Raw genomic sequence first — 19,444 nt, 5'->3', positions numbered from 1 at the left:
CGCTCCAAGATATGGATTGTATGCTAGCTATGAACCAACTTTAAACTAATTTGTTTTGTTAATTCATTGAGTTGTTTACGTAAATTACGAGACTCACTTAACGAAGCGGGTGCTTTAAGTTTTTGCTTTAAATACTTTTCTTGTAATGCCAGAGAGTAGTCCGACGCCAACTTATCTGCCATTTCTGGTGCTTCTGTCAAAGCTTGAATATTGGTTCGTTGCATAATTTCGGATAACTCTAGGTGATATTCACTGCAAGCACCCAAAATATAATAGGTTGCCAGTTCTTGATCATCGGGCAAATCATCAAAAATACGGTCAAAAACAGCGAGGACTTTTGCCAGCAATTCATCTGGCTGAATAAATGCACGCAAGACTTCAAAGTGAATATATAAAAATGGATGCTGCATTAGAATGGCAACAGCAAAGTCTTCATCTTTGGTACGAATGTTAAATGACAGCGATGCATCCAAGCTGACTTGAGGTTGCCATTTACGGTTAAAGCCCAGCTTTTCTTTAAAAAATTGTCTTAACAGATAACGATATGAACCTTGTTTGGGAAGTAGCTCAGTCAATTGATTCAGTTCAGCCATCACCTGACTTTTTCCTTCAGGCGTTGTGATGTCATAATTTTGGCTCAATAAGGCAAAGACAAAATCTGACAATAATGGAGATTGTTGCCAGATCCGCTGAAAAGTTTCCAGACCTTCTTTACGAATTAAAGAGTCTGGATCATGTTCTTTGGGAAGTACAAAGAACTTTAGTTCACGTCCATCATTTAACAAGGGCAAGGCGATTTCTAAAGTTCGACGAGCAGCTTTTTGACCTGCTGCATCTCCATCAAACGCAATTGTGATCTGATTGTTTTGTTTAAATAAAATACTTAAATGATCGGCATTGCTTGCTGTACCGAGGGTTGCCGTTGCACCAGAAATTCCATTTTGCTGTAGCGCAATAACATCCATATAACCTTCAACCATGAGCCAGTTTTGGGCACGGTCTTTGCGCCCCTCATACAAGCCATAGAGAAGTTGATTTTTATGGAAAACTTCTGAATCTGGGGAGTTAATATATTTCGGTTTGATCTCGTCATTGAGCGCACGTCCACCGAAACCAACGACACGACCTTTATGGTCTCGAATAGGAAATATTACTCGATCACGAAGTAAATCAAAGTCACGTCCACTATCACTGGTACGAATCAAACCCAGTAATTTTAGACCTTCAATATCTTGAGGGAATGCTTTTTCTAAATGTTGCCAATCTTCAGGTGCATAACCTAAACGCCAATATTGAATGGTTTCAGTACTTAAACCACGATGCTTAAAGTAATTTTGTGCAACTTTACTTTGTGGTAATTGGCGTTCATAGAATTGAGCGATATTTTCAAGTAAGTCGTAAAGATTCCCATCTTGTGGAATATGTTCAAAGCCTGTCTGATCAAATTGAGTGGGATCAAAATGTTCTGGATCTGGATATTGATTAAATGCTTCGAAAGGATCCATTTCAAAAACAGGGGGGCGCGCTGTTTTCTGTTCATTTGACGATGAATCTACGCTTTTATTTTGTGGGGTTTGAACTGGAGGTTTGGCTTGTGGTTTTACCGTTTCACGCTTGTAAGACAACTTTTTATTGTCCTGATTGTCTTTGGGAAGCTCTACACCTGCGTGACTGGAAAGCTCTTTCATGACATCGACAAAGTTTCGATTATCAATATCCATGAGAAAGCGGATGGCATTACCGTTTGCCTGGCAACCAAAGCAGTGATAATACTGTTTGTCACGATATACGTGAAAAGAAGGGGACTTTTCCTGATGAAAAGGGCAGCAACCTGAATAGGTGCGACCTGTTTTTTTCAATTTCACACGTTGACCAATGAGATCGACAATATCGGTACGATCTAAAATTTGATCTATTGTGTGCTGAGGAATAGCCATAAAGTTAAAGTCATGTATCGTGATCAGTCATTTTTAAGTTTAACGCAGTTTTAAACTTAAAAATATCCATGAATAAAAAAGACGGGTAAAAACCCGTCTTGATTTGTCGCGATCAAGTCCTGTCAAAGACGATATTTCCTATCACGCATTATTTACGTTGACCGTCATATAGGCTTTCGTCTGCTCGAGCAGGTTCTTTTGAAACTTCACGATTCGGGCGATCAAGCAAGCCAAAGCTAACTTTATTCAATAGACTTGACTTCTGTTCTGAGTGAGTTGATGTTTCCGCATTTGTATCTTTTGATACTTCAGCTTTTTCGCCACGACCTAAAATACCCAGAGTCGCACGGTTCCACCAGCTTCCTTCTTTACGAGCAGCACGTAGATTGACTTCACCATTGGATTTAACAAGGTTTGGATAATTCAGTTTAAGTACTTCAATATACTGTTGTGCCGTATCTTTATCACCAAGCTTGTCATAACCATACGCCATAGTGGCTAAAGCCTCAGGAATTTGTGGCGTTTGTGGGTAATGTTCAACTACCCATTGTGAGCGTTCAATTGCCGCCAAATAAGCCTTGCGTTTAAGATTGAAACGGGCAGCATTCATCTCACTTTCAGCCAACTCCTGACCGATGTATTTCATGCGTTGCGCAGCATCAACCGAATATTGACTGGATGGATAGCGACGAATCAAATCAACAAAGTTTTGATAAGCAATTTTTAAGTAACCGACATCCCGATGTGCTTGCTTGAGTGATGTATAGCGGAGCAAGCTGTCATAATTTTGCTCCATGTTTGCAACACCACGCACATAATAAGCATAGTCTAAATTTGGATGCTGAGGATTTAAGCGAATGAAACGGTCTGCCAGTGCAATCGTGCCTTCATAGTCTTTTTGCTTGAACTTAGTGTAAAGCAGTTCAAGTTGAGCCTGTTGTGCATATTGTCCTGTTGGAAAGTAAGTATCCATTGCTTCCAATGCTTTTGCCGCATCACCGTATTGCCCACGGTCTAGTGATTTTATCGCATTATTGTAATAAGTCTGCTCATTTGATTTTGGACCTGTATCGACAACCTCCTTCTTGGGATTGCTGCTACAACCTACAAATACTGTTGCTAAGCCTACAGTTAAAGCAAGCATTGTGACTTTATAACGTGGTAGCGACATAAAAATTCCTCTGTTGATACGGGCAATAGGCTACAATTGCGCTATTAAACCATTTTTGTCCGAATGAGCAAATGACTTCAGCACACTCTTCTAATTCTAATTTCTCAGAAAATGATTTCAATTTACTTGAAGATTCTGAGGATGCAGATAATCATAATTCTGCACCAACTGCAACACGTTTATCGTTGCAATTTCAACTGGATGAAAGCTATTTAGGGCAACGTATTGACCAAGTTGCTGCACTGGTTTGGAGCGAGTTTTCTCGTGAAAAACTTAAGCAGTGGATGAAAGAAGGTCATTTGTTGGTAAATGGTAACACGGTCAAGCCTAAGTATAAATGTGAAGGCAATGAACAGTTAAGTCTTAATGTGGAACTGGAAACCCAAACTTCTGCGCAGCCTGAGAATATTCCTTTAAATATTGTCTATGAAGATGACGATATTATGGTCATCAATAAACCTGTGGGTATGGTTGTACATCCAGGTGCGGGTAATCCTAATGGAACTTTGGTAAATGCTTTACTTTACCACTATCCTAAATCTGCGGAATTAACCCGAGCGGGATTAGTGCATCGCATTGATAAAGATACCAGTGGCTTATTGGTAGTGGCTAAAAATTTAGAAGCTCAGTTTTCTTTGAGCAAGCAATTGGCTAAAAAATCAGTCTATCGTGTTTATGATCTAATTTGTTATGGTCATATCATTGCTGGTGGAACAATTGATGAACCAATTAAGCGGCATCCTGTAGATCGTGTCAAAATGGCGATCTTGCCGGGTGGGCGTGATGCAGTGACGCATTATAATGTTAAGGAACGTTTTCAGCATTTTACGCGTGTGCAGGCACAATTAGAAACTGGTCGTACCCATCAGATCCGTATTCACTTTACCTATATTGGTTATCCTTTAGTGGGTGATCCTGTCTATGTCAGCCGGGTCAAAGTACCTGCAGGGGCTTCAGAAAAGTTAAGCAGCACATTGCGTAATTTTAAACGCCAAGCTTTGCATGCGTTTAAGCTAGGGCTTATTCATCCGCGTACCCAAGAGGAAATGATGTTTGAAGCACCTTGGCCAGAAGATTTCACAAACTTGGTAGAAGTTTTGCGTTCTGAAAATAAAGCATATTGATTGATTTAAAAATAAATTGACGATTAATGGAGAGCCACATGCAATTTGTTCAAGGATTACCTCAAGGTGTATATGTGGGTCAAACACATATACAACATCCACAGGCATTACCATCTGTACAGCCAGAGTTGGAAGGTTTGAATTTAGCATTGCATGTGAATGATGATCCACAACGAGTACAGCAGCATCGGATGATTTTATTAGATGAATTTGCTGTGCACGGTGTCAAAAAGATCACATGGATGACCCAAACACACAGTACGATTTGCCACAGCATCAATGAAGAAATTACAGTGAATGCTTTGGTGGGAGATGGGTTGGTGACGCAGACACAGGGTCATGCTTTGATGATGATGACTGCGGATTGTTTACCTGTGGTTTTGGGAAATGCGGATGGTACTGAAGTTGCTAATTTACATGCAGGTTGGCGAGGTTTAGCAGGTGGAATTATTGAAAATACCATTGCAGAAATGACTTCTCAACCCACATGGGCATGGTTAGGTGCTGCAATCAGCCAGCCTTGTTTTGAAATCGGTGCAGAAGTAAAAGCTGCTTTTTGTGCGAAATATGCTGCATTGGAAAATGCTTTTATTGATGGTGAGCAAGCAGGTAAATACTATGCAGACTTGTATGCCATTGCAGGTTATATTCTCCAACAACAAGGTGTTAAAGTTATCTTGGGTGGAGATCAATGCTCTTATCAGCAGTCAGAAGATTACTATTCTTATCGTCGCCATTCAAAAACTGGTCGTATGGCAACTTTTGTATTTATGCAAAAATAAAATTTATGTTTTTATGGCATTTATTCTGTTTTATAGATTCATTTCAATTACTTTTAAACCATGACAAGAATTGTTTAAAAATGAATTGATGTTAAACTTGACTAAATTTGTTTGTTTTTCAATTGATATGCCTTTATCTACTAAATCTATCGCGATCGTTTACCACAGCCCGTTTGGTCATACTGCCAAAGTTGCGAGCTATATTGCGCAAGGCGTAGAAAAGGTTGGATTGACTGTCCATAAAATGGATATTGAACATATTGATTGGGATATTCTAGACCGGGCAGACGCGATTATTTTTGGTTCACCAACATATATGGGCAGTGTGACTGGCCCATTTAAAATGTTTATGGACTCTACTTCCAAGCGTTGGAAAAATCGTGATTGGCAAGGCAAACTTGCTGCTGCATTTACCAATTCAGGTGGATTAAGTGGAGACAAACTGTCTGTACTGCAACAGATTAATATCTTTGCGATGCAACATGGCATGTTATGGTCAGGATTACCTTTAATGCCGACAGGAATTAAGCCAACGGACTTAAATCGTATGGCAGGTTATTTAGGATTGATGACGCAATCTGACAATGCACCGGTCGATCTTACGCCTCCATCTGGTGACTTACAAACTGCATTGTGGTTTGGTGAGTATCTTGCATTGTTGTTAAATAAAATCACTTCACATAATAAAGACTGATTTATATAACATCGCCTCACATGTGTTGTTCAAATTAATTACTCATTGTCGTGACATGCTAGCTAATTTGTCGCAGTAAGCGAATTTTTCCGTATCACATTGCGCTATGTTTTTTTGAAAATAAAAAGTATGCGTGGATGATATGGATATCTGTAATAGAAAAACAATTAAAACCACAATCGTGGTCTTAGCCTTAACAGTATTTTTTTTGTCAGTCAGTTGTTTTGCGAATGATGAAAAAGTGAGTAGTTTGATTCAGTTAGATGATACAGAGCTGTCTGAGGTTAAAGGTCAGGCGTTGATGAGTTTAAGTTATATTGCGCCTACAGATATGACTAATCTTGAAACTAAACGTGTAGATGGAGACAAGAATATTGGCTTCTATAAACTTGGTTTAGAAGCTGAATTACAACTAAATGCGAATATTAAAAAACTACAGCTAGGGTGCGGTGGTGTGAATGGCGCTGGTGCTTGTGATATTGACATTGATAATCTAAGTTTAAGTGGTCTAGCAAATACAAATACAGGACGTGTTTCATCTTCTGCCAAAATTACCAACCCATTTATTGAATTTGCGATTAAAAACCCAAATAGCGCTTCAACACGTTCGATAGCAGGAGTTCGTTTAAGTGCTGAGAACGTAATAGGATTGTTAACAGCAGGTACAGAAAATTCAACCTCACCAAATGGTATTAATAATATCTCAGGATTTATGCGTATTCAATCGGATCAAAGCGGTTATATATATGGTTTAGCGAATACAGGTGCGCAGAAAATGGATGTTGCAAAATATCCAATCACAGGAAAAATTAATTCTGGAGTAGGGGCTGTACTATCCATTCAAACCGAACGTGGTGAATTATCGATTCCAGCTATGCAGGGCATTCCATTTATACGTAATGGAGTTACAGTAAATGGTAATAGGGTAAGTGCGATACCCTTAAAAGCCACTTTAGATATTCCATCTATACAGTTAGGGTGGTTGAACAGCGGGTATCCAGCCTCTGGTCGTACACAATATGATTATGCAGTCGAAAATCCGATAGATTGGAATCCTAATAAAGTTCCAATATTAGTCCAAACTTTGGGTGGTCCTTTAAGTGCTAAAATTACAGGTTGTCAAGGAATTACGTGTCTATTTACTAATATAATGGGAACTGTACGTGTAGGTGCAGTTTTGAATAATGCCTATTTGAAAGGTAATATTACAAATATGTCTGCAGATGTAACTATTAATCAAGGCTTGGGCTATATTCATTACTTACCGATTAATTCGGCTTTTTCTCTTTCATTACAATCACAATCAATTAAATGGCCTGGAAGTTATATAGGAGCAAATCCAGAAAGAATTAATTTGGATGGTTCAGTAAATAATAGTGTACCAGCAACAATTTCTGATGTTGCTCGCAGAGGTTGGTGGATGTCTTTTTCCGATCCGATAGATTTGGGTAGCGTGAATCCAACAGATGATATAAATATTGAACCATTGTTCCCTCAAATTTCAACACAAGTAAGTACTTATTTAAATAATAATCCAGCTTCAATCGGAATAGGTTCATTGATCAACGCTGTATTAGGGGTTGGAAATATTCAGGTATCTTCTACTGATATCAATTTAAAACAATACCCATTGAACCTAACTTTAAGTAACTTAAAACTCAATGGTCAAAATTTTGCTCCTAACTGTTATGGCTCATTAAAATTCTGTTAAATTTTAATAAAAGAAAATCTGATTTTTGAGGTTTTCTTTTTTACAATTTCCAAGACGGATTATTCATATTATATCGACTTACAATCAAGGTTTTTACTCAACTCTCAATATGATTTAGAGCGTCAAATTTATTTATCAAATTAATAATCTAGTTAGATTCATGCATCCCTCAACAATTTATAAATTTTCAGAAATTTTGTTGATAAATACATCAAATTTTTTGTGCATACGGTATAATAATTTAATTTGATTACATAACTAAACAAAAATAATTTACATAAAAATTCTTAAAAATCATGAGTTCATTTAAGTGAAAAATAACATGATCAAATGAGACAGTGTGTTTGTCTCAATGGGCTATTCTGTTACTGCCGGTTTTCCTATATTTTTGACCAATAATAAAAATCTGAGCAGGTGGTATGGATATTTTTTTGAAAAAAATAATTAAAATCAGCAGGATGATTTTAATTTTTGGTGGATTATTTGTTTCAACTTATGGTTTTGCAAATTTTTCTCACTCACAAGGTCTGATTGAGTTAAATGATGCAGAACTTTCAAAGGTTCAAGGTCAAGCATTGATGAGTCTGGGTTATATTGCTCCAAACGATGCTGCCAACAAAATGCAAGGGCAAGGCGTAGGATTTTATAAACTTGGACTTGAAGCAGAACTAGAACTCAATGCCAATATAAAAAAATTACAATTGGGTTGTGGCGGTGCCAATGGTGCTGGCGGATGCGATATTGATATTGATAATCTTAGTCTTTCAGGTCTGGCAGATACCCGAGAAGGAAGAGTGGCTTCAAGTGCAAAATTAACCAATCCCTTTTTAGAGTTTGCAATCAAGAATCCTGATGTTGCATCAACTCGAGAAGTCGTGGGTTTACGTCTAAGTGCTGAAAAAGTTTTGGGAATGTTGACTGCGGGTACGGAAAACTCTGAAGCACCCAATGGTATTAATTCACTCAGTGGATTTTTAAAGACAAAAGCGACTACCGGTTTAGGTTATACAAATAGTCGAGGCATGAGTTATACGGATACTCAAATGCCAATCACTGGAAATGTAGATGTTTGTGTACTATTTTTCTGCGGAAGATTACCTTTATCCTCAACAGATTATAATTTGACTTTGCAAAGTACCACGGCACCCATTCAGGTTGATTCAGCGACCATTAATGGGATGCGACAAAGTAGTGTGAACTTAACTGGCAAAGCTTATATTGACCGTTTAAACTTTGGTGGGCGATTAAAAGCGGGTGTAAAAGTTCCTTTATTGGGAACATTAAATTTAGAGAAACAGGTTAATGGTGATATTACAGGGTTAACAGCAAACCTAACGATCAGTGAAAGTTTGGGCTATATTCATAAAATTCCTTTAAATAATCCTTTTTCTTTATCGTTGCAAAGTCAGAATGTATGGTGGCCAAATGCTGAGGTGACCGCTCAGAGAGGTTGGTGGATGGCATTTGAAGATGCTGTTGATATTGGAAATGTCACTCCTTCTAAAGGGATTGATATTACCAATGATGTACTTAAACAAGTTGTTGGACCTTTAAGTAATGCATTGGCGACTACGGCTGTACCTTCATGTCAGGCTTTAGATTGCCTATTGGGCAGCTCATTAGAAATCGGTAATATTAATTTACCGAATACATCAGTAAATTTTCCATTACAAGATTTACAGCTTAAAAACCAGGATTTCGCGCCTAACTGCTATGGTTCATTAAAATTCTGTTAGACATCATTACGATAGGATTAATAAAAAACCTCCACTCAGGAGGTTTTTTATTATTTGTGCATAATACGTGCTTTGTCACGTTGCCAGTCACGGTCTTTTTCAGTGGCACGTTTGTCATGCAACTGTTTACCTTTTACCAAAGCAATTTCAAGTTTTGCTAAATGACCTTTCCAATAACAAGCTAAAGGTACACAGGTATAACCTTTTTGATTCACTGCACCCATGAGCTTTTCTAACTCACGGCGTGAAAGAAGTAATTTACGGGTGCGTGTCGCTTCAGGCACAACATGAGTCGATGCTGAAAGTAATGGTTGAATCTGAGCGCCAAAAAGAAATGCTTCATTATTTTTAAAGGTAATATAGCTTTCTGTAATGGTCATGCGTCCAGCACGCAATGACTTGACTTCCCAGCCTTGCAATGAAAGCCCAGCTTCAAATTTTTCTTCAATAAAATAATCGTGACGCGCACGTTTATTTTGTGCAATCGTCCCGCCATTATTTTTTTTAACGACAATATTTTTCGACATAATACAAATAATTCCAAGAATAGCCTTATTCTGCCTCAAACTCGGCTTCAGGTGAAGTCATTTCACAATTAAAGCAAAGGCTAAATGTGCAGAGGTTATTCGCTAAGATTTAAGTTTTTGTTAAACTATAGCTCTACATAACAAACTTGAGTACAAATGGATGTCTAAAACTCGTGTCATCTATCCAGGAACTTTTGATCCAATTACTAATGGCCATGTGGATTTGGTTGCCCGCGCTTCACGGATGTTTGATGAAGTCGTGGTCGCAATTGCTATCGGACATCATAAAAATCCAGTATTCAGTTTAGAAGAGCGTGTAGACTTAGCGAAAATATCACTTAAACATTTACCGAATGTTGAGTTTGTTGGCTTTGATGGCTTATTGGTAAATTTTGCTCGTGAACAGAATGCGACCGCAGTTTTACGTGGATTAAGAGCTGTTTCAGATTTTGAATATGAGTTTCAGCTTGCCAATATGAACCGTCAATTGGATCATGATTTTGAAACTGTATTTTTAACCCCCTCAGAGCAATTTTCATTTATTTCTTCGACAATGGTTCGGGAAATTGCACGATTAAAAGGTGATGTAGCTAAATTTGTGCCACAATGTGTGGTGGAAGCTTTTCACCGTAAACATCAACAAGGTTGGTAATGTGTCTTTAATAATCACTGATGAATGCATCAATTGTGATGTATGTGAACCGGTATGCCCGAATGAAGCCATTTTTATGGGGGAGGAAATTTATGAAATTCATCCAAACCTATGTACAGAATGTGTGGGGCATTTTGATGAGCCGCAGTGTGCACTTTTTTGTCCAGTAGATTGTATTCCACGTGATCCAAATCACTTGGAAAGCCAAGATGACTTGATGGAAAAGTATAAAAGTTTAATTGCTCAAAAAAGCGCAAGCAATTCCCAGTAAAATTTGTTAGCATACGCCCCGAAGTGAGCCAGACGATCGCTGCTGTGGAGATCTCCGTGATTGAAGCAGGGGAGGAAAGTCCGGGCTTCAACGGGCAAGGTGCCAGGTAACGCCTGGGCGGTGTGAACCGACGGAAAGTGCAGCAGAGAGTAGACCGCCTTCAATATCGTTTCTTTTCGGAGAAATGGAAGGTAAGGGTGAAAGGGTGCGGTAAGAGCGCACCGCATGACTGGTAACAGTTCATGGCATGGTAAACCCCACCGGAAGCAAGACCAAATAGGGATCCTATAGGCATGGCCCATGCTGGATCCGGGTAGGTCGCTTGAGCGTATGAGTGATTGTGCGCCTAGAGGAATGATCGTTCTAGACAGAACCCGGCTTATCGGCTCACTTCAATGAATTTTATTGCAATTATTACTTGACGTAACGTAAGTTACAGCAGATAATGCGCGCACAGTTTTAGGCTATGTAGCTCAGTTGGTTAGAGCACCGCACTCATAATGCGGGGGTCACAGGTTCAAGTCCCGTCATAGCCACCATTTTTATAGACCACGTTTCCAAAAACGTGGTCTTTTTTTATCTTTCAAATATGCATCTTAAAAACATTACTATGCTGGTTTTTAAAAACCAATTTTAACAGATGTATTTTCCCCTATATGGGTTAACTGAGCCGTTGTAGCCATTCTTTTATAATCATAAATTGTTGCTTTTGATAATTTTGCCAAACCGAATTGGTAGGAAAAATTAAATTGTACTTGATTGATTTTATACTGGGTTAAAATATTGCTGTCTTGTTGAAGTGTTTGAATTAATGTTTTAGCAGTATCAGTATGATAAAGATAAGTGGGTTGGCTGACTGTTAAAATGAGAACTTGATTGGCTGATTCTGCTTCGCCGATTGCCGTATAGTGATTTTCAATCTGAACATTTTTAATATCTTCAGAGATTAAAGAAAAATCAGATGTTGATAAATATTGATTTTGAATATAATGCCAGATATTGATTGAAAGAATGATTACGGTAATCAACGATAGGATGTAGTAATGTGCTTTCCAAATTGGCTGATGAGACATGTTGGTTTGCGTATTTCTAAGTATCTGTGTATGAGTCAACAAATCGTGAAGTGATTGTTGGCTGTTTCCGTTAAAAATTGCCAAGTAGAAACATGCAAAAACAATACTTTGGAATAGGAAAATAATTAAACTAAGTATAAATGTTTGATTTGAAATGTTTTGTAGATAACCAATAAAACAAAATGGAATAATGAAAATACTGGATCGAATCAAGGAGTGAATGGGTGAAATTGAACTGCCTGTAAAATCTTTTACACGAATTTTACAGAGTATTTTTCCGATGGTTTTGCCTTCGCCAATGGTGCTATTGAAAGCTGCGAAATAAAACAGGCAAAGGAGCGTACCGATACATTGGAAAATAAAAGCTGAATTTTCAAAATATGGATAAAGTATTTTACCCACCACGAGACAAGCAACACTGACGATCAAACAATCAATGATAAAGGCGAACAGACGAGGGAATATTGGGGCAACGGTTTTAGTCTGATTTGGAATTTCTTTCATAAGATTTGGTTAAATTAAGTTTATAAGAATATTGAAAATTATCCACATTATAAATATTAAAGTATGTGGGAACCAGAGAAAGGCATGCTCTTAAATTTTGCAATAAGTGTCAATGTTGAATATTTAACAATCAATAATGAGGAGACATTAAATTTTAGGCGAAAAAAAACCAGCAATCGCTGGGTTCTTTAATTGCACCATTTTAAAACATATTAAAATGGTGCCCGAGGCCAGACTCGAACTGGCACGCTTTGTGGGCGGGGGATTTTAAATCCCCTGTGTCTACCGATTTCACCACTCGGGCATGTGCGCAATAATAAAGGAGTGTTTTTCTCTTGGCAAGCGTATTTAACACGAATTGCTTTCTTTTCAAGCAATTCAGATGTTTATGTTTGAAAATGAAGCATTCTACCCAACAGAACAGCTACTTTTTGTCATGATCTGTTCATCATTCTGAGATGAAAACGCAATATTCAGGCTCTAAATTGATTGGATAAAAAAACTTAGAGGAAATCCATTTCAATGCCAAGCTCAATTTCACGCCGTGAACTTATTCAAAAGTCATTAGCCAGTTTTGGGGCACTATCCATACCCGTTTCTTTGACCGCCTGTGGGAGCGACAACAATGATTCAACAACGCCAACCACTAAAGTTGAATTTTTACATGGAGTAGCGAGTGGTGATCCACTCAAGGATCGTGTGATTTTATGGACGCGTGTGACTCCCCAAGATACCACCTTGCGTATTGAAGTTGTTTGGGAGATTGCGACAGATGATAAATTTGCACAAATCATCAACTCTGGCAAAGTACAGACCACTCAAGCCCAAGATTTTACGGTTAAAGTCGATGCAGATAAGTTAAAGTCGGGGCAAACTTATTACTATCGTTTTAAATTCGGTTCGGTGATTTCACCTGTTGGTCGTACCAAGACATTACCGGAAACAACCAATGCGGTTCAATTTGCTGTATGCTCATGCTCAAATTATCCGGCAGGTTATTTCTATGTTTATCGAGAAATGGCAAAACAAGATGTCGATGCAATTATTCATCTTGGTGATTATATTTATGAATATGGCAAAGATGGCTATGCAACTGAAGATGCGGCTAAATTAGGACGTACACTTCCTGCAGATAATGATAAAGAAATTATCAAGTTGGATGATTATCGTAAGCGTTATGCGCTTTATCATAAAGACGTTGATTTGCAAGCTGCACATGCACATCATCCGTTTATTGTGATTTGGGATGACCATGAATTAGCCAATGATACATGGAAAGAGGGTGCTGAAAACCATCAAGCCAATGAAGGGAGCTTTTCTGATCGCAAGTTAGCGGCATTACAGGCGTATTTTGAATGGATGCCAATTCGACCTGTGAATCAAACAGATCATTTGAATATTTATCGACAATTTGACTTTGGTTCATTGGTGCAATTGACGATGTTGGATACACGTATTCTGGCTCGTGATAAGCAACTAGATTATGCGGATTATATGACGGCTTCTGGGTTGGATATTGCCAAGTTTCAGGCAGATTTGACCAGTACTTCGCGTACTCTGATGGGTTATACACAACGAGACTGGTTACAGAAGAAACTGGCACAATCTACAGCGACATGGAATGTGTTGGGACAACAAGTGTTAATGGCAAAAATGTTGATTCCAGCTGAATTATTGCTTTCATTGGCTGCAATTACCAGTGGCAATGTCACAACGGAGACATTGGTGAAAATGAATCAGCAGATTACTGAGTTAGTTGCATTGAAAGTACGCATGCAAAAAGGTGATCCAACTTTAACAGCAACTGAAAAAGCACGGGTGACGACGGTAGCACCCTATAACCTTGATGCTTGGGATGGCTATTATGCTGAACGTGAAATTTTATATGGAACGCTCAAAGCTCTGAATAAGAAGGTTGTTGTGTTGGCTGGTGATACGCATAATGCTTGGTCTGCGGACTTACATACCCAAACAGGCGATTTCGTTGGTGTTGAATTGGCAACCAGTTCTGTGTCTTCACCGGGAATGGAAAAGTATCTCAGCATTCCTTTAGCACAGTTGCAGCAATTTGAAATGGCATTTACCACACTGATTGATGAATTGAACTATACCAACTTAAATCAGCGTGGTTATTTAAAAGTGAGTTTTAACGCTCAACAAGTTCAAGCAGATTGGATTTTTGTAAGTACCATTAAAGAAAATACATATACTGTGGATACTACTCGTGGACATCAACTGGTTTTGAATAATAATTTGATTGATGTAAAGACCATTCAAAAAAGTGCTTAATTTTCTAAATATAAACCGAGTTTATTCATGGACTCGGTTTTATTGAAAAATAGATTACATCATGCTGTCCATATAGGCATCTAAATCTTCATATTTATATGTTTTGCACATTTCATTTTCGTACTTTAATAACTGTAAATGCAATTCTAAGTACTGCGTGAGTTGCTGCTGTTGAAGTTTATACTGCTCAGAATTTTTAGGGTAAAACTTCATTTTGAATCTGGCTTTTTTAGCTTGTTTATAGGCCCAAAAGCAGGTTCTGCGAATTTGTTGTAATTGATAAAACTCAGTGTCTTTGGTGCTGTCTCGAAAAAGGTTTTCTTTATAGAATTTCACAAAACCAAAACTCATCGCAAAGAAAAAGAGCAAGCCTTGTAAAAGTGTACTTTCAATAAAATATAGGTTTAGTGCTTGTAGAATAATCAATGCAGCAAGTTTAAATGGGGTATTGCTGAGTTGATGATATAGATGAGTGGAGCTGTGTTTGATTTGATTGATGATAATGGGAACAATCAACATAAAAAACAACATAATCGCCAAGGCTGCTATGGCATTGGCTTGAAAAGCATCAAATTGCGTAAAATGAACAGCAATAAAATGACCTAAGCTGAAGTAAATACTGCAAAAAATCATAATTGATAAAATCCAAGGAATAAATTCCTTCGCTTCATCTAAAAGCCCTTTGGTTTTAAGTTGGCTATAAAATAAAAAATTGTATTTAAATGCTTTTGGATATTGTTGTTGTAACTGATTTAAATAGAAGGAAACTTGCTTGTTTTGAATCATATAGGCTTCACTTATTTAAACTGCAATTTAGAGATTAACATAAAAAGCTAATATAAAATTTTAGACATAAAAAAACCAGCTTGTCGCTGGGTTTTTTATTACACCATTTTAATGTTGATTAAAATGGTGCCCGAGGCCAGACTCGAACTGGCACGCTTTGTGGGCGGGGGATTTTAAATCCCCTGTGTCTACCGATTTCACCACTCGGGCTTTACAAGATTGGAGGCGGAGGTCGGAATCGAACCGGCGTACACGGAGTTGCAGTCCGCTGCATGACCACTCTGCCACCCCGCCATGTCTTGGTGATGCACATATTAGCAATCTTTGAAAAAAAAACAATACTATATTTCATGCATATGCACATAAATTCAGCATACGAAAGAAAATTGTCTAAATAATCATGTATTATTTGCAAAATTGATTCATATCTACTTTGGAGATGTGCCGTGGCATTGGTATTGGATGGTCGCGCATTAGCGAAACAAATTGAAGCAGACTTGTTGACTCGTGTTGAAGCTTTAAAAGCAAAAACAGGTCGTACCCCAATTTTAGCGACTATTTTAGTGGGTGATGATGGCGCATCTGCCACCTATGTCCGAATGAAGGGAAATGCATGTCGTCGTGTAGGTATGGATTCTTTAAAAGTTGAATTAGGCAAAGAAACCACGACTGAACAATTATTGGCTGAAATCGAAAAATTAAATGCCAATCCTGATGTACATGGCATTTTGCTACAGCATCCTGTGCCTGAACAAATTGACGAACGTGCTTGTTTTGATGCGATTGCTTTAGAAAAAGACGTCGATGGTGTTACCTGTCTTGGTTTTGGCCGCATGGCAATGGGTGAGGCAGCATATGGTTCTGCAACGCCAGCAGGCATTATGACCATGCTTAAAGAAAATAACATTGAGATTGCCGGTAAGCATGCTGTCGTTGTCGGACGTTCGGCAATTTTAGGAAAACCGATGGCAATGATGTTGCTTCAAGCCAATGCTACAGTGACAATCTGCCATTCTCGTACGCAAAACCTTGCTGAATTGATTCAACAAGCGGACATTGTTGTAGGTGCAGTAGGTAAAGCGGAGTTGATTCAAAAAGATTGGATCAAACCAGGTGCTGTCGTGGTTGATGCAGGTTTCCATCCTCGCGAGGGTGGTGGTGTGGGTGACATTCAATTGGTGGGAATTGAGGAAATTGCTTCAGCATATACGCCTGTTCCGGGCGGCGTAGGTCCAATGACCATTACTACATTGATTCGTCAAACAGTTGAAGCCGCAGAAAAAGCTTTGGCTTAATAGCATATGAATGTCGAAACCCTGCTTTGTTTTGCAAAGATGTAGGGTTTTAGCATCAGCAGCTTTTGTTTCGGTAAAAGCTGCTTTAATGAAAGCCATGTATGGTAATCATATATAACAATATTTGATCATTGCGTCAGCATCATATGGATGATTAAATGATTCGAAATAGTAGCAAATTGTTGAAATACATGTGGCAGCGAGGATTCAACTGTATTTCTGAATGATCAAAATAATCATCTCGGTTAAATATCTATGAGTTGCACCTTACAATTTCCCAAAGCTCCACAACATTTACTTGATGCTTTGCATGAGATTATTCCCCAGTGTGAACTACTTGCACAACAGTTGCCTGATACCCCCATTTCATTGTGGCTGATTCCACCTATTTTCCCAACAGACCGTTTGGACGATGAAGTGATTCGTCGCATTTGGAATGATACTCCTTATTGGATCTTTTGTTGGGCATCTGGTTTGGCGATGGCGCAATGGTTACTGGCTGAACCCCATCATGTAAAAGATAAAGTCGTGCTTGATTTTGGCGCGGGATCAGGAGTTGTTGCGATTGCAGCAAAGTTGGCAGGAGCAAAACGTGTGATTTGTTGTGACATTGACTCAGTAAGTCTGAATGCTTGCCGGGAAAATGCTGTACTGAATGATGTTGAGCTTGAATATTTAGACGATTTATATCAAGCAGAGCAAGTTGATGTTTTATTGGCTGCGGATGTTTTATATGATCAGTGCAATCGTTTTTTCTTGGATGAATTCTTAAAGTTTGCACCTGAAGTGTGGGTGGCTGACAGTCGTGTAAAAAACTTTAGTCATTCACATTATCAAAAACTAGATGAACGCAGTGCGACGACATGGCCAGATCTGGATGAAGCTAAAGAGTTTAGAAATGTGAGTTTTTATAAGACGCTATAAAGCGTCTTATTTATATACTTTATAAATTCAGATCGATTAAGAACAGGTATAACGTACAACATGCAATGTACTTGGACGAGTTTCTAACGCTTGTCGAGTTGCATAATCCTCACTGTTGTTTAGATTCGGTGTATTTGAAAGTCCAAAAGAAGTTCGACTATGTCCAAGTTGAACACCTGCTTGATTTTGTGCAGTTTGGGGATTGATAATTTCATTGATACTCAGAACAGAAAGTTTATAGGTTTTATTTACACCGAGGACTTTCTGACAAGCACGTTGTAATTTACTTTCATCTAAATCTCGATCAGCACGCCCAGAAAGGGTATAAGCCAATGTTGCGCTATTTGTTGATTGGCTTTCAATTTGGTAGCCTGTTACCCCATTATATTGACGTGGCGTGGTTTGGCACGCCGCCAAAGCTAAAACCATTAATCCTAAACCTGCACAGGTGATTTTTTTCATCTTTTAAAGTCCCAGCTTTTTGAATTATTTTAAGTATGCCATAGCTTTGTGATTTTCACGATGGTTGAATTGTTCAAATAAAAACAGCCTTTTTATTGGCATAAAAAAGCTGTTTTTAATCAAGCTGACACAAGATATGACCTGAGATTAGTCATCTGTAATCAAACTATGTTTCTTGGTATCTTTCATAAAGATGTAAGTAATGAGTGATAAACCAATCATAAAAGTGATGTAGTAGAAGAAATAGTTCTCATGCCCAGCGTTTTTAAAACTTAATGCAACTAATTCAGCTGTACCACCAAATACAGTATTGGCTAAGGCATAAGGTAGAGCAACACCCAGAGCACGAATGTGAGGAGGGAACAGTTCTGCTTTAACCACGGCATTAATCGCTGTATAGCCTGTCACAATCACCATACCGCTCATACATAAGAAAAATGCAGTTTTAGGATCTGTGGTTGAACCAAGCCCATTGAAAATTGGGATAGTGAATAAAACACCCAAAACACCGAAAGTGATCATAATTGGTTTACGACCAATTTTATCTGAAAGTGCACCAACAGCAGGCTGAATCAGCATAAAGACAAAAATCGCCGCAGTGGTAATTTCTGTGGCTGTGGTCTTTTCAAAACCAGAGGTATTGACCAAATATTTTTGTAAATAGGTGGTAAATGTATTGAAGGCTAACGTTCCGCCAGCAGTCAGCATAATTACTGTAAATGCTTGTTTAGGATACTTGGTGAATAAAGCGAATGCTCCTGATTTTTCACCACCATTTTTGGCATGTTCTTGGGCTTTTTTAGCAGATTCTGTTTCAACTAAACCGCGGCGAATCCAGAATACAACAATGGCCAACAATGCACCGATAAAGAATGGAATACGCCATCCCCATGCATGTAATGCTTCTTCTGCAAGGGTATGCTGTAAAATAATCAAAACGCAAAGCGCCAACAACTGTCCCGAAATCAGCGTCACATATTGAAAGCTTGAAAAGAAGCCACGATGATTCTTTCCTGCCATTTCAGTTAAATAGGTTGCACTTGAACCATATTCACCACCAACACTCAAACCTTGTAATAAGCGAGCGAAGAGTAATAGTGCTGGAGCAAGCATGCCGACAGAGTCGTATGATGGGGCACAAGCGATAATCAATGATCCGACACACATCAAAGATACAGAAAGTGTTAAACCTGCTTTACGCCCTTTACGATCGGCATAAATTCCCATAATCCAAGCGCCAATCGGGCGCATTAAAAAACCTAAAGCAAAAACAGCAGCAGCTTGGAGAAGCTTGACTGTTTCATTACCTTCCGGAAAGAACACTGGTGCAAAGTAGAGGGTAAATGCGGCGTAGACATACCAGTCATACCATTCAACTAAGTTACCGGCTGAGCCACCAAGTATAGATTTGAAACGAGTTTTTCTATCAAGTTGCGAGGGAGCAACCTGAGGTGATGAATTGGACAAGGCAATTCTCCAAAAGAATATGCAAAACATAGCCTGTTT

General features: G+C 38.5%; 17 protein-coding genes, 4 tRNA genes and 1 other RNA gene. 12 read left to right on the top strand and 10 right to left on the bottom strand.

Features of this window, described 5'->3' with window-relative positions; all coding sequences use genetic code 11:
- Positions 1–23: 23 nt before the first annotated feature.
- Together OSH00_RS01835 and OSH00_RS01830 are read right to left on the bottom strand one after the other, a co-directional pair.
- A complete protein-coding gene (locus tag OSH00_RS01835) occupies positions 24–1,937 on the bottom strand; it encodes a DNA primase (RefSeq protein ID WP_266128999.1) in 1,914 nt (637 codons plus the stop codon).
- Between the two features lie 148 nt (positions 1,938–2,085).
- A complete protein-coding gene (locus OSH00_RS01830; protein WP_266128998.1) occupies positions 2,086–3,108 on the bottom strand; it encodes an outer membrane protein assembly factor BamD in 1,023 nt (340 codons plus the stop codon).
- A 71-nt stretch (positions 3,109–3,179) separates the two neighbouring features.
- Here OSH00_RS01830 and rluD point away from each other — a divergent pair, with 71 nt between their 5' ends.
- The 5 genes from rluD (at position 3,180) to OSH00_RS01805 (ending at position 9,155) form a co-directional block, all read left to right on the top strand.
- Complete coding sequence (rluD, locus tag OSH00_RS01825; RefSeq protein WP_266128997.1) at positions 3,180–4,232, top strand: 23S rRNA pseudouridine(1911/1915/1917) synthase RluD; 1,053 nt, start codon at positions 3,180–3,182, stop codon at positions 4,230–4,232.
- A 38-nt stretch (positions 4,233–4,270) separates the two neighbouring features.
- The gene (gene pgeF / locus OSH00_RS01820; protein WP_266128996.1) at positions 4,271–5,014 is read left to right on the top strand and encodes a peptidoglycan editing factor PgeF; all 744 of its coding nucleotides are present in this window, start codon (positions 4,271–4,273) and stop codon (positions 5,012–5,014) included.
- 127 nt (positions 5,015–5,141) lie between these two features.
- Complete coding sequence (locus OSH00_RS01815) at positions 5,142–5,708, top strand: flavodoxin family protein (RefSeq protein WP_266129291.1); 567 nt, start codon at positions 5,142–5,144, stop codon at positions 5,706–5,708.
- Between the two features lie 142 nt (positions 5,709–5,850).
- The gene (locus OSH00_RS01810; protein ID WP_266129290.1) at positions 5,851–7,419 is read left to right on the top strand and encodes a hypothetical protein; all 1,569 of its coding nucleotides are present in this window, start codon (positions 5,851–5,853) and stop codon (positions 7,417–7,419) included.
- 458 nt (positions 7,420–7,877) lie between these two features.
- Positions 7,878–9,155, top strand: a complete 1,278-nt coding sequence (locus tag OSH00_RS01805; protein WP_420909502.1) for a hypothetical protein — start codon at positions 7,878–7,880, stop codon at positions 9,153–9,155.
- Positions 9,156–9,205: 50 nt separating this feature from the next.
- On the opposite strand, the gene smpB is transcribed toward OSH00_RS01805, so the two are convergent.
- Complete coding sequence (smpB, locus tag OSH00_RS01800; RefSeq protein WP_004828309.1) at positions 9,206–9,682, bottom strand: SsrA-binding protein SmpB; 477 nt, start codon at positions 9,680–9,682, stop codon at positions 9,206–9,208.
- 160 nt (positions 9,683–9,842) lie between these two features.
- On the opposite strand from smpB, the gene coaD reads away from it, so the two are divergent.
- The 4 genes from coaD (at position 9,843) to OSH00_RS01780 (ending at position 11,144) form a co-directional block, all read left to right on the top strand.
- A complete protein-coding gene (gene coaD, locus OSH00_RS01795) occupies positions 9,843–10,334 on the top strand; it encodes a pantetheine-phosphate adenylyltransferase (RefSeq protein ID WP_196076104.1) in 492 nt (163 codons plus the stop codon).
- Position 10,335: 1 nt separating this feature from the next.
- Complete coding sequence (locus OSH00_RS01790; RefSeq protein WP_266128994.1) at positions 10,336–10,605, top strand: YfhL family 4Fe-4S dicluster ferredoxin; 270 nt, start codon at positions 10,336–10,338, stop codon at positions 10,603–10,605.
- A 20-nt stretch (positions 10,606–10,625) separates the two neighbouring features.
- Positions 10,626–11,003, top strand: an RNA gene (gene rnpB, locus OSH00_RS01785) — RNase P RNA component class A.
- A gap of 64 nt (positions 11,004–11,067) precedes the next feature.
- Positions 11,068–11,144: transfer RNA gene (locus OSH00_RS01780), tRNA-Met, on the top strand.
- A gap of 81 nt (positions 11,145–11,225) precedes the next feature.
- Here OSH00_RS01780 and OSH00_RS01775 read toward each other — a convergent pair.
- Both OSH00_RS01775 and OSH00_RS01770 read right to left on the bottom strand, forming a co-directional pair.
- Complete coding sequence (locus OSH00_RS01775) at positions 11,226–12,182, bottom strand: RDD family protein (protein WP_266128993.1); 957 nt, start codon at positions 12,180–12,182, stop codon at positions 11,226–11,228.
- A 218-nt stretch (positions 12,183–12,400) separates the two neighbouring features.
- Positions 12,401–12,486 (bottom strand) — tRNA-Leu (locus OSH00_RS01770).
- A 218-nt stretch (positions 12,487–12,704) separates the two neighbouring features.
- Here OSH00_RS01770 and OSH00_RS01765 point away from each other — a divergent pair.
- On the top strand, positions 12,705–14,471 hold the full coding sequence (locus OSH00_RS01765; RefSeq protein WP_266128992.1) for an alkaline phosphatase D family protein: 1,767 nt from the start codon (positions 12,705–12,707) through the stop codon (positions 14,469–14,471).
- A 54-nt stretch (positions 14,472–14,525) separates the two neighbouring features.
- Here the strand turns inward: OSH00_RS01765 and OSH00_RS01760 are convergent, their stop codons facing one another.
- From OSH00_RS01760 to OSH00_RS01750, 3 genes are all read right to left on the bottom strand, one after another.
- The gene (locus tag OSH00_RS01760) at positions 14,526–15,257 is read right to left on the bottom strand and encodes a hypothetical protein (RefSeq protein ID WP_266128991.1); all 732 of its coding nucleotides are present in this window, start codon (positions 15,255–15,257) and stop codon (positions 14,526–14,528) included.
- A gap of 124 nt (positions 15,258–15,381) precedes the next feature.
- Positions 15,382–15,467: transfer RNA gene (locus tag OSH00_RS01755), tRNA-Leu, on the bottom strand.
- A 10-nt stretch (positions 15,468–15,477) separates the two neighbouring features.
- A tRNA-Cys gene (locus tag OSH00_RS01750) sits at positions 15,478–15,551 on the bottom strand.
- A gap of 152 nt (positions 15,552–15,703) precedes the next feature.
- Here OSH00_RS01750 and folD point away from each other — a divergent pair.
- Both folD and OSH00_RS01740 read left to right on the top strand, forming a co-directional pair.
- Positions 15,704–16,552 (top strand): bifunctional methylenetetrahydrofolate dehydrogenase/methenyltetrahydrofolate cyclohydrolase FolD, encoded by an 849-nt coding sequence (gene folD / locus OSH00_RS01745; protein WP_266128990.1) that lies wholly within the window; start codon positions 15,704–15,706, stop codon positions 16,550–16,552.
- Between the two features lie 255 nt (positions 16,553–16,807).
- Entirely contained in the window at positions 16,808–17,476 is a 669-nt protein-coding gene (locus OSH00_RS01740) for a class I SAM-dependent methyltransferase (RefSeq protein WP_266128989.1), read from the top strand.
- A 36-nt stretch (positions 17,477–17,512) separates the two neighbouring features.
- On the opposite strand, the gene OSH00_RS01735 is transcribed toward OSH00_RS01740, so the two are convergent.
- Together OSH00_RS01735 and OSH00_RS01730 are read right to left on the bottom strand one after the other, a co-directional pair.
- A complete protein-coding gene (locus OSH00_RS01735) occupies positions 17,513–17,938 on the bottom strand; it encodes a hypothetical protein (protein ID WP_266128988.1) in 426 nt (141 codons plus the stop codon).
- A 147-nt stretch (positions 17,939–18,085) separates the two neighbouring features.
- The gene (locus tag OSH00_RS01730) at positions 18,086–19,405 is read right to left on the bottom strand and encodes an MFS transporter (protein ID WP_266128987.1); all 1,320 of its coding nucleotides are present in this window, start codon (positions 19,403–19,405) and stop codon (positions 18,086–18,088) included.
- Positions 19,406–19,444: the final 39 nt, after the last annotated feature.

It is taken from the genome of Acinetobacter nematophilus (genome assembly GCF_026344175.1).
Lineage (GTDB): Bacteria > Pseudomonadota > Gammaproteobacteria > Pseudomonadales > Moraxellaceae > Acinetobacter > Acinetobacter nematophilus.
Note: the sequence above shows the minus strand (reverse complement) of the source record. Positions and strands in the feature narration are given on the sequence as shown.

Coding starts and splice junctions, on each gene's coding strand:
- OSH00_RS01835 (WP_266128999.1), bottom strand. CDS start 1,937: ATGGCTATTCCTCAGCACACAATAGATCAAATTTTAGATCGTACCGAT.
- OSH00_RS01830 (WP_266128998.1), bottom strand. CDS start 3,108: ATGTCGCTACCACGTTATAAAGTCACAATGCTTGCTTTAACTGTAGGC.
- rluD (WP_266128997.1), top strand. CDS start 3,180: ATGACTTCAGCACACTCTTCTAATTCTAATTTCTCAGAAAATGATTTC.
- pgeF (WP_266128996.1), top strand. CDS start 4,271: ATGCAATTTGTTCAAGGATTACCTCAAGGTGTATATGTGGGTCAAACA.
- OSH00_RS01815 (WP_266129291.1), top strand. CDS start 5,142: ATGCCTTTATCTACTAAATCTATCGCGATCGTTTACCACAGCCCGTTT.
- OSH00_RS01810 (WP_266129290.1), top strand. CDS start 5,851: ATGGATATCTGTAATAGAAAAACAATTAAAACCACAATCGTGGTCTTA.
- OSH00_RS01805 (WP_420909502.1), top strand. CDS start 7,878: ATGATTTTAATTTTTGGTGGATTATTTGTTTCAACTTATGGTTTTGCA.
- smpB (WP_004828309.1), bottom strand. CDS start 9,682: ATGTCGAAAAATATTGTCGTTAAAAAAAATAATGGCGGGACGATTGCA.
- coaD (WP_196076104.1), top strand. CDS start 9,843: ATGTCTAAAACTCGTGTCATCTATCCAGGAACTTTTGATCCAATTACT.
- OSH00_RS01775 (WP_266128993.1), bottom strand. CDS start 12,182: ATGAAAGAAATTCCAAATCAGACTAAAACCGTTGCCCCAATATTCCCT.
- OSH00_RS01765 (WP_266128992.1), top strand. CDS start 12,705: ATGCCAAGCTCAATTTCACGCCGTGAACTTATTCAAAAGTCATTAGCC.
- OSH00_RS01760 (WP_266128991.1), bottom strand. CDS start 15,257: ATGATTCAAAACAAGCAAGTTTCCTTCTATTTAAATCAGTTACAACAA.
- OSH00_RS01740 (WP_266128989.1), top strand. CDS start 16,808: ATGAGTTGCACCTTACAATTTCCCAAAGCTCCACAACATTTACTTGAT.
- OSH00_RS01735 (WP_266128988.1), bottom strand. CDS start 17,938: ATGAAAAAAATCACCTGTGCAGGTTTAGGATTAATGGTTTTAGCTTTG.